At 69.8% G+C, this 15,169-nt stretch carries 2 protein-coding genes; both read left to right on the forward strand.

Annotated elements, in window-relative coordinates; genetic code table 11:
• The first annotated feature begins 48 nt into the window (after nt 1-48).
• The gene (locus tag FHX80_RS26775) at nt 49-11,007 is read left to right on the forward strand and encodes a non-ribosomal peptide synthetase (RefSeq protein ID WP_145766533.1); all 10,959 of its coding nucleotides are present in this window, start codon (nt 49-51) and stop codon (nt 11,005-11,007) included.
• Between the two features lie 2 nt (nt 11,008-11,009).
• On the forward strand, nt 11,010-15,137 hold the full coding sequence (locus FHX80_RS26780) for a non-ribosomal peptide synthetase (protein WP_145766534.1): 4,128 nt from the start codon (nt 11,010-11,012) through the stop codon (nt 15,135-15,137).
• Nucleotides 15,138-15,169 lie beyond the last annotated feature (32 nt).

Here is a 15,169-nt window from a genome sequence, read left to right on the forward strand (position 1 = left end):
CCGCACCCGAACCCCCGCACCCCGCACCCGCACCGGAAAGGCATGGCCATGAGTAGGTCTGCGAAGTCGTCGGAGCCGAAGTCCGCGATCGAGGACGTGCTGCCCCTCTCGTCCCTCCAGGAAGGGCTGCTGTTCCACGCGCTGTACGACGACGAGGGCCCGGACCTCTACACCGTCCAGCTCGCCGTCGAGATGTCGGGCCCCCTCGACGTGGCCCGGCTGCGCACCGCCGCCGAGGCCCTGCTCGCCCGCCACCCCAACCTGCGGGCCGGCTTCCGCTCCAAAGGCCTCGACAAGCCTCTCCAGGTGGTCCGCCGCAAGGTCCGTACCCCCTTCAAGCAGGTCGACCTCAGCGACCTGGCCGACGCCGAAACCGCCGAGGCCGCGTACCGTGCGCTCGCCGACGAGGAGCGCTCCCGCCGCTTCGACATGGCCCGCCCGCCGCTGGTCCGCTTCACGCTCGCCGCACTGCCCGGCGGCCGGCACCGGCTGCTGGTCACGGTCCACCACATCCTGCTCGACGGCTGGTCGGTGCCCGTCCTGCTCGACGACCTCTTCGAACTGTACGAGCGCGAGGGCGACGAGAGCGGCATGCGCCGGGTGCCGCCGTACCGCGACTACCTCGCCTGGCTCGCCCGCCAGGACCGCCCGGCCGCCCTCGCCGCCTGGGCGCGCGAACTGGACGGGCTCACCGAGCCCACCCTGCTCGGCGCGGGCCACCGCCCCGGCGGGGCCGTCGTCCCGCACAGCACCTCCGTCGAGCTGACCCGTGACGAGACGCTGGCCCTCACCGCCCTCGGCCGCAGCCGCGGCTGGACCCTCAACACGCTCGTCCAAGGCGCCTGGGGACTCGTGCTCGGCCGTCTCCTGGGCCGCGACGACGTCGTCTTCGGCGGTACGGTCTCCGGCCGCCCGCCCGAGCTGCCGGGCGTCGAGACCATGGTGGGCCTGCTCATCAACACCCTCCCGGTGCGGGTGAGCTGGCAGAACGGCGACCGGCTCGCCGACCTCCTCACCGGCCTCCAGGACCGTCAGTCGGCGCTCACCTCACACCAGTTCGTTCAGCTCGGCGACATCCAGCTCCAGTCCGGTCACTCCGAACTGTTCGACACCACCACCGTTTTCGAGAACTACCCGCTCGGCGCGGAGCAGGCGCCCCCACTCTCCGGTGGCCTGGAGATCACCGACGTCGACGCACGCGACGCCACCCACTACGCGATCAGCCTCGTCGGCCTGCCGGGCGACGCACTGACCTTCCGCATCGACTACCGCCCCGACCTTCTCGACGCCGCCACCGCGGACCGCGTCGCCGCCTGGCTGCGCGGCCTGCTCACTGCGGCCGCCGCCGACCCGGACGTCACCCTCGCCAGCCTCGACCTGCTGGACGGCGACGAGTACGACCGCATCGTCGGCGAGTGGAACGACACCGACCGCGCCGTCCCCGACACCACCCTCACCGCGCTCCTCGAAGAGGCCGCCACCGCGCACCCCGACGCGGCAGCCGTCGGACACGGCGACACCCGGCTCACGTACCGCCAACTTCACACCCGGGCCAACCGGCTGGCCCGCCTGCTCGTCGCCCGGGGTGCGGGACCCGAGCGGATGGTGGCCGTCGCGCTGCCGCAGCGGCCCGACCTCGTCGTCGCCGTTCTCGCCGTGCTCAAGTCCGGCGCCGGATACCTCCCGCTGGACCCCGGCCACCCCGCCGACCGCATCGCCGGAATGTTCGAGGAGACCGGCCCGGTCTGCGTCCTCACCACCGCCGGCCTCGCGGACCGCATCCCCGCCACCGGTGACGACGTGGCCGTCCTCCTGCTCGACGACCCCATCCTCCAGGACCACCTGGCCGCCCTGCCCGCCACCCCCCTCACCGACGCCGACCGCAGCTCCCCGCTGCTGCCCGCCCACCCCGCGTACGTCATCTACACGTCCGGCTCCACCGGACGCCCCAAGGGCGTCCTCGTCGAGCACAGGTCCGTCGTCAACTACCTGCTGTGGGCGCTCGACCTGTACCCGTCGGCCGGCCGCAGCACCCTGCTCCACTCGCCGGTCTCCTTCGACCTCACCGTTACCGGCCTGTACGCACCGCTGATCCGGGGCGGCAGCGTCCACCTGACCCGGTTCTCCGGTGGCGGACCCGACCCCGAGGCGCCGGTACCCGCGGGTGGAGTCGCCTTCCTCAAGGGCACGCCCAGCCACCTCGCGCTCCTCGAAGAGCTGCCCGCCGACTACTCCCCGACGGCCGAACTCGTCCTCGGCGGCGAACCCCTCTCCGGCGCCCACCTCGACCACTGGCGCGCCCAGCACCCCGGCGTGCGCGTCATCAACGAGTACGGCCCGACCGAGACCACCGTCGGCTGCACCGCGCTGACCGTGGAGGCCGACGACGAGGTTCCCGCCGAGATCCTCTCTCTCGGCAGGCCCATGTGGAACACGCAGGTGTACGTCCTGGACACCGCCCTGCGCCCGGTCTCGCCCGGTGTCGTCGGAGAGCTGTACGTGGCCGGAACCTGCGTGGCGCGCGGCTACGTGGGCCGCCCGGCGCTCACCGCGGGCCGCTTCGTCGCCCATCCTTTCGGGGAGCCGGGCACTCGCATGTACCGCACCGGCGACATGGTCCGCTGGCGCTCCGACGGCACCCTGGAATTCGCGGGCCGCGTCGACGACCAGGTGAAGATCCGCGGTTACCGCGTCGAGCTCGGCGAGATCGAGTCCGTGCTCGCCGACCGCACGGGCAGTGCCCAGGTGGCTGTCGTGGTCCGCGAGGACCGCCCCGGGGACCAGCAGCTCGTCGCGTACGTCGTCGCCGACGACACCGACGGAATGCGCGAGTACGCGGCGGCCCGGCTGCCCGACTACATGGTGCCCTCCGCGTTCGTCACCCTGGACGCGCTGCCGGTCACCGGCAACGGCAAGCTCGACAAGAAGGCACTGCCCGCACCGCGGTTCGACGAGAGCGCCGCGGGGACGGGGGGCACCACCGGCCGCCGGCCGCGCACCCCGCAGGAGGAGATCCTCTGCCAGGTCTTCGCCGACGTGCTGGGCGCCCCGAAGGTCACCGTCGACGACAGCTTCTTCGAGCTGGGCGGGCACTCCCTCCTGGCCACCCGCCTGGTCAGCCGCATCCGCACCGCACTCGACGTGGAACTCGCCATCCGCACCGTCTTCGAGCACCCGACTGTCGCCGGTCTGGCCCGCGCGCTGAGGGACGCGGACACGGCCCGGGCGGTGCTGGGTGTGCGGGAGCGGCCGGCGGAGTTGCCGCTGTCGTTCGCGCAGCAGCGGCTGTGGTTCCTGGACCGGCTGGACGCGGTGGGCGGTACGTACAACATTCCGCTGGCGATCCGCCTCGAAGGGGCTTTGGATGTCGTGGCGTTGAGGTCGGCGCTGGATGCGGTGGTGGCCCGGCACGAGTCGCTGCGCACCGTCTTCCCCGAGGTGGATGGCGAGCCCCGGCAGCAGGTGCTGGACGCGGCCGGGGTTCCCTTCGCCGTTCAAGAGGTGATGGAGGGTGACGCGCTGCGGGAGGCACTGGTGGCGGAGGCCTCGAGCCGCTTCGACCTGGTTTCCGAACTCCCCGTGCGCGCACGACTGTTTGTCCTGGGTGAGGGTGTCCATGTGTTGCTGGTGGTCCTGCATCACATCGCGGGTGACGGCTGGTCGATGGCTCCGTTGATGCGGGACCTGGAGGCGGCGTATGTGGGTCGCGAGCTCGCGCCGTTGCCGGTGCAGTACGCGGATTATGCGTTGTGGCAGCGGGAGGTGCTGGGTTCGGAGGGGGACCCGGGGAGTGTCGCGTTCCGGCAGCTTGCTTACTGGAAGGAGCGGTTGGCTGGTCTGCCGGAGGTTCTTGAGCTTCCGGTGGACCGGGTGCGGCCCGCGGTGGCTTCGTATCGGGGTGGGCGGGTTGGCTGGGGTCTGGGTGCGGAGGCGCATGGTGCGTTGGTGGAGTTGGCGCGGTTGTCGGGGGCGAGCGTGTTCATGGTGCTCCAGGCGGCGGTTGCTGCGCTGTTCTCGCGGCTCGGTGCGGGTACCGACATTGTGCTGGGTACGGCGGTGGCCGGCCGGTCGGACGAGGCGCTGGACGACTTGGTCGGTTTCTTCGTCAATACGTTGGTGTTGCGGACGGATGTGTCGGGGGACCCGACGTTCCGGGAGCTGGTCGGTCGTGTGAGGGAGTCGGACCTTTCTGCCTTCGCGCATCAGGATGTGCCGTTCGAGCGGTTGGTGGAGGTGCTCAACCCGGAGCGTTCGCTCGCGCGGCACCCGTTGTTCCAGGTGATGCTGATCCTTCAGAACACGCCGGAGCCCGACCTCGCACTGCCCGGCCTCACCCCCTCTCTGGAGGGCATCGCAGGTGGCGTCGCGAAGTTCGACCTGACGCTGGATCTCCGCGAGACCTTCGACGAGGACGGCTTCCCGGCCGGCATCGAGGGCGAAGTGGAATACGCCCTCGACCTCTTCGACCAGGAGACGGTCGCCGCCCTCTGCGGCCGACTGGCCAGAACCCTCGAACTCTTCGCACAACGCCCCGAATTGCGGGTGGGGGATTTGGAGTTGGTGGGTGCGGTGGAGCGTGGGTTGGTGGTGGGGGAGTGGGGTCGGGGTGAGGTGGTTGGTTCGGGTGTGTCTTTGGTGGAGGGTTTTGCGCTGCGGGTGGTGGAGGCGCCGGGTGCGGTGGCTGTGGTGTGTGGGGGGGAGTCGTTGACGTATGGGGAGTTGGATGCTCGGGTGGAGCGGTTGGCGCGGGTGTTGGTGGGTCGGGGTGTGGGTCCTGATCGGTTGGTTGCGGTGGCGTTGGAGCGGTCGGTTGATTTGGTGGTGGCGTTGTGGGCGGTGGTGAGGGCGGGTGCGGCGTTTGTGCCGGTGGATCCTGCGTTGCCGTCGGAGCGGGTGGCGTTCATTTTGGAGGATGCGGGTCCGGAGTGCGTGATTACTTCGGCGGAGGTCGCGGAGCGGCTCCCGGTGCGTGAGGGGCTGTTGATCCTTGATGGCCTTGATGGCCTTGATGGCCTTGATGGGGATTGTGTTGAGGGGGATGTGCTGGGGGTGGAGTTCGCTTCGGTGTCGGCGGATTGTTTGGCGTATGTCCTTTATACGTCGGGTTCGACGGGGCGTCCGAAGGGTGTGGGGGTGACTCGGGGTGGTTTGGAGAATGTGCTGGCGGATATGGGTGCGCGGTTTGCTGTGACTTCGGATGACCGGTTCGTGGCGGTGACGACGTTTGGTTTCGATATCTCGAATGTGGAGATTTTCGTGCCGTTGCTGGCTGGTGCCCGGTTGGTTTTGGTTGAGCGTGATGTGGTGTTGGATCCGGTGCGGTTGGGGGCTTTGGTTGTTGAGTCGGGTGCGACGTTCATGCAGGCGACTCCTACGTTTTGGGAGACGTTGGTGGGTGAGGTGCCGGGTGCGTTGGGTGGGTTGCGTATTTTGATGGGTGGGGAGGCGGTTTCTGGTTCGTTGGTGGCGCGGTTGGGTGCGGTTGTGGGTGAGGTGACGAATGGGTATGGGCCGACGGAGACGGCTGTGTATTCGGTGGTGGGGCGTGTTGATGGGGTTTCTGTTCCTGGTATTGGGCGTCCGGTTGCGGGTACTGAGGTGTTTGTGCTGGATGAGCGGTTGAGGGTGGTGCCGGTTGGTGTTCCGGGTGAGTTGTATGTGGCGGGTGCTGGTGTGGCGCGTGGGTATGTGGGTCGGGTGGGGTTGACTGCTGAGCGTTTTGTGGCGAGTCCGTTTGGTGGTTCAGGGTGTCGGATGTATCGGACGGGGGATGTGGTGCGGTGGTGTGGGGATGGCACGTTGGAGTTTGTCGGGCGTGCTGATGATCAGGTGAAGATTCGTGGTTTTCGTATTGAGCCGGGTGAGGTTGAGGCGGTGTTGTCTTCCCGGCCGGGTGTTTCGAAGGCTGCTGTGGTGGTTCGTGAGGACCGTCCGGGGGAGAAGCGGTTGGTTGCGTATGTGGTCGGGGATTTGGATGGTCTTCGTGATCATGCGGTGTCGGCTCTTCCCGCGTATATGGTTCCGGCGGCGTTTGTGGTGCTGGATGAGCTTCCGTTGACGGCGAGTGGGAAGCTGGATCGTCGTGCGCTTCCTGCTCCTGATTTTGTTGATGTGGGGCGGAGTCGTGCTCCGCGGAATGTGCGGGAGGAGGTTTTGTGTGGGATCTTCGCGGATTTGCTGGGGTTGGAGGTGGTGGGTATTGATGATGGTTTCTTTGATCTGGGTGGGCATTCGCTTCTTGCGACTCGTCTGGTGAGTCGTGTTCGTTCGGTGATGGATGTGGAGTTGGCGATTCGGTCGGTGTTCGAGTTTCCGACGGTGGCGGGGCTGGCCCGGTTGGTTGCCGGCGCGGGGGCTGCCCGCTCGCGGGTGCGGGCGGTGGAGCGGCCGGAGGTGTTGCCGTTGTCGTTCGCGCAGCAGCGGCTGTGGTTCCTGGACCGGCTCGACCACGACGGCGGGATGTACAACATTCCGCTCGCCATCCGCCTCGAAGGAGCCCTGGACATAACGGCGTTGAAATCGGCCCTCGACACGGTGGTGGCCCGGCACGAGTCGCTACGCACCGTCTTCCCGGAGACCGATGGAGGTCCCCGTCAGCTTGTGCTCGACACTGCCGAAGTCCCACTTCCCGTGCGGGAGGTGGGTGTTTCGGAGCTGCCTGCGGTGCTGGCCGCTTCGGCGGGTCGCCGCTTCGACCTGGCATCCGAAATCCCTCTGCACGCTGAGCTGTTCACCACCGGTCCGCAGGATCATGTGCTGCTGATCGTTCTGCATCACATCGCGGGTGACGGTTGGTCGATGGCTCCGTTGATGCGGGACCTGGAGGCGGCGTATGTGGGTCGCGAGCTTGCGCCGCTGCCCGTCCAGTACTCCGACTACGCCCTCTGGCAGCGCGACACCCTCGGCTCAGAGAACGATCCGGAGAGCATCAGCGCCAAACAGCTGAGCTATTGGAAGGAGCAGTTGGCGGGGCTCCCTGAGGTGCTGGAGCTGCCTGCCGATCGTCCTCGTCCCGCTGTTGCCTCCCACCGTGGCGGCCGGGTCGACTGGCAGCTCGACGCCGGCACGCACGCCGCGCTCGGTGAGCTGGCGCGGGAGTCGGGGGCGAGCCTGTTCATGGTGCTTCAGGCCGGTCTTGCCGCGCTGTTCGCCCGTCTGGGAGCCGGAACGGACATTCCCCTCGGTACGGCGGTCGCGGGCCGTACCGACGATGCGCTCGACGAGCTGGTCGGGTTCTTCGTCAACACCCTGGTGCTGCGCACCGATGTTTCGGGGGATCCCACGTTCCGTGCGCTGGTCGAGCGGGTCAGGGAGTCGGACCTGGCTGCCTTCGCGCATCAGGACGTGCCCTTCGACCGGCTCGTGGAGGTCCTGAACCCTGAGCGTTCGCTCGCCAGACACCCGCTCTTCCAGGTCATGCTCGCCCTCCAGAACACCCCCGAGCCCGACCTTGACCTGCCAGGCATCACCCCCTCGGTCGAAGAGGTGAGCAGCGCGGTGGCCAAGTTCGACCTGGCCTTCGGGCTGACTGAGACCTTCGACGACGAGGGCCGCCCGGCCGGCCTGACCGGCGAGGTGGAGTACGCCCAGGACCTGTTCGACGCGGAGACGGTCGCCGCGCTCGGCGCCCGCTTCGGCCGGGTGCTCGCCCAGGTGGCCGCCGACCCGGCCCGCCACGTCGGGGCGCTGGAGATGATCGACGAAGCGGAGACTGCCGTCCAGTTCGAGCAGTGGGGGGCGGGCGCGCACACCGGTCCGCATCCCTCCCTGCCGGCACTCCTCGCCCGCCAGGCGGCAGCAACTCCGCATGCTGTCGCTGTGGTTGGAGAGTCTGAAGAGCTGACGTATGCCGAGCTGGATGCGCGGTCTCATCAGTGGGCGCGTTTTCTTCGTGGTCGGGGGGTGGTTTCGGGGACGGCGGTGGCGTTGCTGCTTGACCGGTCGGTGGATTTGCTGGTTGCGGAGCTGGCTGTGGTGAAGGCGGGCGGTCATTATGTGCCGTTGCATGATGCGTATCCGGTGGAGCGGCTGAATTGGATCGTCCGGGATGCGGGTGCCGCGTTGGTGCTGACGGACCGGGCGGAGTTGCCGGTGGGGCTGGCGGAGGCGGCCCGTTGTGTGGTCGTCGGTGAGGTTGCCGAGGAGGTCGCGGCGATGCCGGCCGCGGCTGTGCCCGGCGGTGACTTCCCGGCGGGGCAGGTCGCGTACGTGATGTACACCTCGGGTACGACGGGTCTGCCCAAGGGTGTGGTCGTCAGTCATGGCAATGTGGCCGGTCTTGCTCTGGATCCGTGTTTCGACGGGGCGGCGCATGCCCGGGTGCTGATGCACTCCTCGCACGCTTTTGACGCCTCCACCTACGAGATGTGGGCGCCGCTGCTGCGCGGGGGGTGTGTCGTCGTGGCTCCGGGCGGCCGGCTCGGCCCCGACGAACTGCGCACCGCCGTCACCCGGCACGGCGTCACCGGCGTCTTCCTCACCACCGCACTCTTCAACGCGATCGCCCTGGAGGAGCCCGAGGCGTTCCACGGGCTGCACGAGGTGTGGTTCGGCGGTGAGAAGGTCACCGTCGAGGCCGTCGACCGGGCGGGTGACCGGTGCCCCGAAATCCAGTTCGTGCACTGCTACGGGCCGACGGAGACCACCACGTTCGCGACTGCCTGGCGGGTCCCTGCCGACAAGGTGCCCGGTGCGTGTGTCCCGATCGGTGGTCCGCTTGCCGGGATGCGTGCCTACGTGCTCGATGAGGGGTTGCGTCTGGTCCCGCAGGGAGTCCCCGGTGAGCTGTACCTCGCGGGGACTGGTCTTGCCCATGGTTATCTGGGCCGCCCGGGACTGTCCGCCGGGCGTTTCCCCGCTGATCCGTTCGGTGTGCCGGGCGCTCGTATGTACCGGACGGGCGACTTGGTGCGCTGGACCGGTGACGGTGTCCTCGACTACGTGGGCCGGGCCGACGACCAGGTGAAGATCCGGGGCTTCCGTATCGAGCCCGCCGAGATCGAGGCGGTACTCGCCGGGCACCCCGGTGTGGCGCAGATCGCTGTCGTGGTCCGCGAGGACCGTCCGGGAGACAAGCAGCTCGTCGGCTATGTGGTGGGTGCTCCCGACCAGCTGCGCGAGTACGCCACCACCCGACTGCCCTCGTACATGGTCCCTTCCGCGTTCGTCACCCTCGATGCGCTGCCGCTGACAGTCAACGGCAAGCTCGACAGGAAGGCGCTACCCGCACCCCAACTGCCCACTGTTTTCACCGAGTCGGAAAGAATCGCTCCAGGTACAGCCCGTGAGGCGGCCCTCTGTGAGGTGTTCGCCGGGGTTCTGGGTCTGGAGTCGGTGGGTGTCGAGGACGGGTTCTTCGATCTCGGTGGGGACTCCATTGCTTCGATTCAGCTGGTCAGTCGGGCCCGCAGGGTGGGGCTTGTCCTGACGGCCCGGGATGTTTTCGAGCGTCGTACGGTTCGGGAGCTGGCGGCGGTTGCCAGGGTTGCGGGCCATGAGGTCGCCGCGGGCCGTGAGGGCGTCGGGGTGGTTCCGGTGACGCCGATCATGGAGTGGTTCAGGGCGGGTGGCGGTCCGGTCCGGGAGTTCAATCAGTCGTATGTGGTGCCGGTTCCGGCCGGCCTGACTCTTGGTGATCTTCGTGCGGCGTTCTCGGTGGTGGTGGATCACCATGACGTGCTGCGGATGCGGCTGGCCAGGGGTGATGGTGACCGGTGGTCGCTGGAGGTGCCCGCGGCGGGCGCGGTGGAGGCTGCGGGGTGGGTGCGGCGTGTGGAGGTGGCGCACCTGGATGAGGAGGCTGCTGCAGCGGTGCTCGTGCGGGAGGCCGGTGCGGCCCGTGCCGGGATCGACCCGGAGCGGGGTGTGATGGCACAGCTCGTCTGGCTCGACGCGGGCGATGCCCGGGACGGACAACTCCTCCTCGTCATTCATCACTTGGTGGTCGACGGGGTGTCCTGGCGGGTGCTGTTGCCGGATCTGGCCGCCGCCCACCGTGCGGTCGTCGCCGGGCAGCCGGTCGCGCTGGAGCCGGTCGGCACCTCCTTCCGGGGCTGGGCCACCGCCCTCGCCGAAGCCGCCGCCCAGGAACGATGGACCGATCAACTCGCCTACTGGGAAGAGGTGCTGGCGGCAGGCGCCGGATCCTTCGGGGCCCGCCCGCTGGACCCGGCGCGGGACACCGTCGCCACCGCCGAATCCTTCTCGCTCACCCTCCCGGTGGGCGAGACGGAGAAGCTCCTCACCGCGGTGCCGGCCGCCTTCCGGGCCGGGGTGAACGATGTTCTCCTGACGGGTCTCGCGCTGGCGATGCGGCAGTGGGCCCCGGCCTACGCGGCGGGTGGTGTGCTGCTGGACGTGGAGGGCCACGGGCGGTACGAGGACGTGCTCGGAGCGGGTCATGACCTGTCGCGTACGGTCGGCTGGTTCACCAGCATGTACCCGGTCCGCGTCGATCCCGGTGCGCTTGGCTGGGCCGAGGTCACGGCGGCGGGCCCGGAGGTCGGCGGGGCGCTCAAGCAGGTGAAGGAACAGCTGCGGTCGGTCCCCGACCAGGGGCTCGGCTTCGGACTCCTGCGTCACCTCAACCCGGACACCGCGCAGGTCCTCGCGGGTGCGGCGTCGCCGCTCGTCGGGTTCAACTACCTCGGCCGGTTCGCCACCGACACGGGCGATGGCACCGCCGAGCACTGGACCTCCGTCAGTGACAGTGACATCGGCGGCGGTGTCGGCGAGGACGAACTGCCCTTCGCGCACGCCCTGGAGATCAACGCCGCAACCCAGGACACGACGGCCGGGCCACGCCTGCGGGCCACCCTCTCCTGGCCCACCGCCCTCTTCACCCCCCACGAGATCAAGATCCTTGCCGACCTGTGGCACCAGGCCCTCCAGTGCCTCGCCGCGCACGCCGAGAACCCCGACGCCGGCGGCCTCACCCCCTCGGACCTCACCCTCGTCCCGCTCACCCAGCACCACATCGACCTGCTCGAAGCGAAGCTGAGGAAGTAACGATGACCCAGAGTCAGATAGAGGACGTCCTGCCTCTCGCGTCGTTGCAGGCAGGGCTGCTGTTCCACGCGCTGTACGACGACGAGGGCCCGGACCTCTACACCGTCCAGCTCGCCGTCGAGATGTCGGGTCCCCTCGACGCGGGCCGGCTGCGCACCGCCGCCGAGGCCCTGCTCGCCCGCCACCCCAACCTGCGGGCACTCTTCATCCACGAGGGCTTGGAGCAGCCGGTCCAGGTCATCCGCAGAAAAGTCGAACTCCCGTGGACCGAGGCCGATTTCAGTGAAGCCCCGGAAGCCTCCTTCGATGCGCTCCGGGATGCCGAGCGCGCCCGGCGCTTCGTACTCGACGAGGACGTCCTGCTGCGCTTCGTCCTCGCCCGGATGCCCGACGGCTCCCACCGGCTGCTGATCACCCTGCACCACATCCTGCTCGACGGCTGGTCGGTGCCCGTCCTGCTCGACGACCTCTTCGAACTGTACGAACGCGCCGGCGACGAGTCGGGCATGCGCAGGGCCACCCCCTATCGGGACTATCTCGCCTGGCTCGCCCGCCAGGACCGCCCCGCCGCCCTCGCCGCCTGGGCGCGCGAGCTGGACGGGCTCAACGAGCCCACCCTGCTCGGCACGGGCCGCGGCGTCCCCGGTGCGTCCACCGTCCCCGAAACCCTGAACATCGAGCTGACCCGCGATGAGACACAGGCCCTCACCGCCCTCGGCCGCAGCCGTGGCTGGACCCTCAACACGCTCGTCCAGGGCGCCTGGGGCCTCGTACTCGGGCAACTCGTCGGCCGCGACGACGTCGTCTTCGGCGGTACGGTCTCCGGCCGCCCGCCCGAACTGCCGGGCGTCGAGACCATGGTGGGCCTGCTCATCAACACCCTCCCGGTGCGGGTGACGTGGCGGCCCGAGGACAGGCTGGCGGATCTGCTCACCGGCCTCCAGGGCCGGCAGTCGGCACTCATTTCACACCAGTTCGTCCAACTCGCCCACATCCAGGGGCAGTCAGGACACCAGGAGCTCTTCGACACCACCACCGTCTTCGAGAACTACCCCGTCAACGCCGACGGCGCCCCCCAGCTCGCGGGCGGCGTCGAGATCACCGACATGGACGCCAGGGACGCCACCCACTACGCGGTCACCCTCCTCGGCCTCCCCGGCGAACAGCTCCGCTTCCGGCTCGACCACCGCCCCGACCTCCTCGACGCCGCAGCCGCCGGCCGCCTCGGCGACCGGCTCCGCCGCGTCCTGGCAGCCGTCGTCGCCGACCCCGACGTCGCCGTACGAGACCTCGACCTGCTCGATGAGAACGACCGGCACCAGGTGCTCACCGCCTGGAACGCCACCGCGCACCCCGCCCCCGACACCACTCTCACCGCCCTGTTGGAGGAGACCGCGCTGCGCTCGGCGGACGCCACCGCGCTCGTGCATCACGTACAGGACCGGGCAGGAGCACCGGACCTGGGGGAATCACCGGACCGGGCAGGAGCACCGGAGCGGTCGGATGGGCCGGACCGGTCGGGCGTCCGGGACGCGGATTGGGCGGAGACCACGTACGCCGATCTGCACGCCGACGCCAACCGGCTCGCCCGGTTCCTCGTCGGCCGCGGCGCGGGCCCCGACCGGCCGGTGGCCGTCGCCCTGCACCGGGGCCGGGTCCTTGTCGTCACCCTCCTCGCCGTGCTCAAGGCGGGCTCCGCCTACCTGCCGGTCGACCCCGAACTGCCGGCCGACCGTGTCGAGTCGATGCTGCGCACGGCCGACCCCGTCTGCCTGGTGACCGACCTGGCCACGGCGGCCGACCGGCCCGCGGTCGGCACCGGGGCCGCCGCCTGCGACGTCAGGACGGTCGTCCTCGACGACCCCGCGACCGCCGACGAAATCGTCGCCCGCCCGCGCCATGCCCTCACCGACGCGGACCGCACCGCACCGCTGCGCCCCGAGCACCTCGCCTACGTCATCTTCACCTCGGGTTCCACCGGTACCCCCAAAGGCGTCGGGGTCCCGCACTCCGGCATCGTCAACCGGCTGCTGTGGACCCAGGACCGGTACGGGCTCGGCGCCGACGACCGGGTCCTGCAGAAGACCCCGTTCGGGTTCGACGTCTCCGTGTGGGAGTTCTTCTGGCCGCTGCTGACCGGCTCCGGCCTGGTCGTCGCCAAGCCGGGCGGCCACCGCGACCCCGCGTACCTGGCCGAGACGATCGTCGCCCACGGGGTCAGCACCGTCCACTTCGTCCCCTCCATGCTGGACGCCTTCCTCCAGGATCCCGCCGCCGCCCGCACCGCCGGCGTACTGCGCCGCATCCTGTGCAGTGGCGAAGCCCTCCGCGGGGCGACCGCCGATCTGGCGGCGGAGATGACCGGCGCGACCGTGCACAACCTCTACGGGCCCACCGAGGCGTCCGTCGACGTCACCCACTGGGACTGCGTGCCGGGCGAGGGCCCGACACCCATCGGCCGCCCCGTCCGGAACACCCGGCTGTACGTGCTGGACGGTGCGCTGCGCCCGGTGCCGCCGGGGGTCGTGGGCGAACTCCACCTGGCGGGGGTGCAGTTGGCGCGCGGCTACCTCGGTCGTGCGGCGCTCACCGCGGAACGCTTCGTGGCCGATCCCTTCGTGGGCACATCGGACGGCTCTCCCGACAGTGCCCCGGGCGGCCCCGAGCGCAGCTCCGTGGGCGGTTCACCGGCAGGCGGCGCCGCAAGGCAGGGGGCCAGGATGTACCGCACCGGGGACCTCGTGCGGTGGCGGGAGGACGGTGCGCTGGAGTACCTCGGCCGTACCGACGACCAGGTCAAGATCCGCGGGCTGCGCATGGAACTCGGTGAGGTCGAGGCGGTGCTGGCCGCCGCCCCCGGGGCCGCCCACGCACGCGTCGTCGTCACGGGGGACGGCGAACGCCTGGTCGCCTACGTCGTCCCCGCGGACCCCGCGAACCCGCCGACGGCCCCGGCGCTCCGGGAGCGGGCCGCTGCCGCGCTGCCTGCGTACATGGTCCCTTCGGCCTTCGTGACCCTCGGCGAACTGCCGCTCACCGCCAACGGCAAGCTCGACCGGCGGGCCCTTCCCGCGCCCGAGTTCGGCGCCCCCGCCGGTGGCCGGGAAGCGAGCACCGCCACCGAGCGGGCCCTGTGCGCCGCCTTCGCGGAGGTTCTCGGCCTGGCGAGGGTCGGCGTCGACGACAGCTTCTTCGACCTCGGCGGCCACTCCCTGACCGCGACCCGCCTCGTCAACCGGGTCCGTGCCGCGCTCGGCTCCGACCTCGGCATCCGCTCGGTGTTCGCGGCCCCGACACCGGCGGCGCTCGCCACCCTGCTGGCCGGCCGCGACCTGGAACGAGGCGGCCTCGAACCCGTACTGGAGCTACGCACCACAGGCAGTCTGCCGCCCCTGTTCTGCCTGCCCCCCGGGGCCGGACTGAGCTGGTGCTACGCGGGCCTGCTCGGCGGCCTCGACCCCCAGCAGCCGGTGTACGGCCTCCAGTCGCCGAGCCTCACCGGTGCGGCCGCACCGGACGAGACCCTCGGCGCGCTCGCCGCCCGCTACGTCGAGCACATCATCGGCATCCGTCCGCACGGCCCCTACCGACTGCTCGGCTGGTCCGTCGGAGGACACCTCGCGCATGAGGTCGCCGTACGTCTCCAGGAACGTGGCGAGAAGGTCGAACGACTCGTGGTGCTGGACTCCTATCCGGCACAACTGGACGCCGAAGGCGGCGGATCGGTGAGCCGGGAGACCGTCTTCGCCGAAGCCTTCGGGGACGCGCTTCCCGATCCGCAGGCCCCGGACGCCCGGAAGCGGGCCCTGGGCCTCGTACGGGAAGAGCTCGGCGAGGGTGCTCCGGGGCGGATCGACGACGACACGGCGGCAGCCGTCCTGGAGACGTATCTCCTCAATACCCGGGCGATGCTGAATTATCGGCACCGCCTGTATGAAGGCGACCTGGTGTTCTTCCGGGCCGCCGACTGGACCGTGGACACGGACCGGCGTGACGTGACGCGCTGGGCGCCTCACGTGAGCGGCGAAATAGTTATTCATGAACTCGGCGCGAAGCATGAAGAAATAGCCTTGCCGACAATTCTCGCAGAAGTCGGGAACGCTATTGCGGGAATGAATTCGGTTGGCTAGTCTCGTGTCGTCTCAGCGGGATCGTAGAGAAC

The sequence above is a fragment of the Streptomyces brevispora genome (assembly GCF_007829885.1).
Taxonomy (GTDB): Bacteria; Actinomycetota; Actinomycetes; order Streptomycetales; family Streptomycetaceae; genus Streptomyces; species Streptomyces brevispora.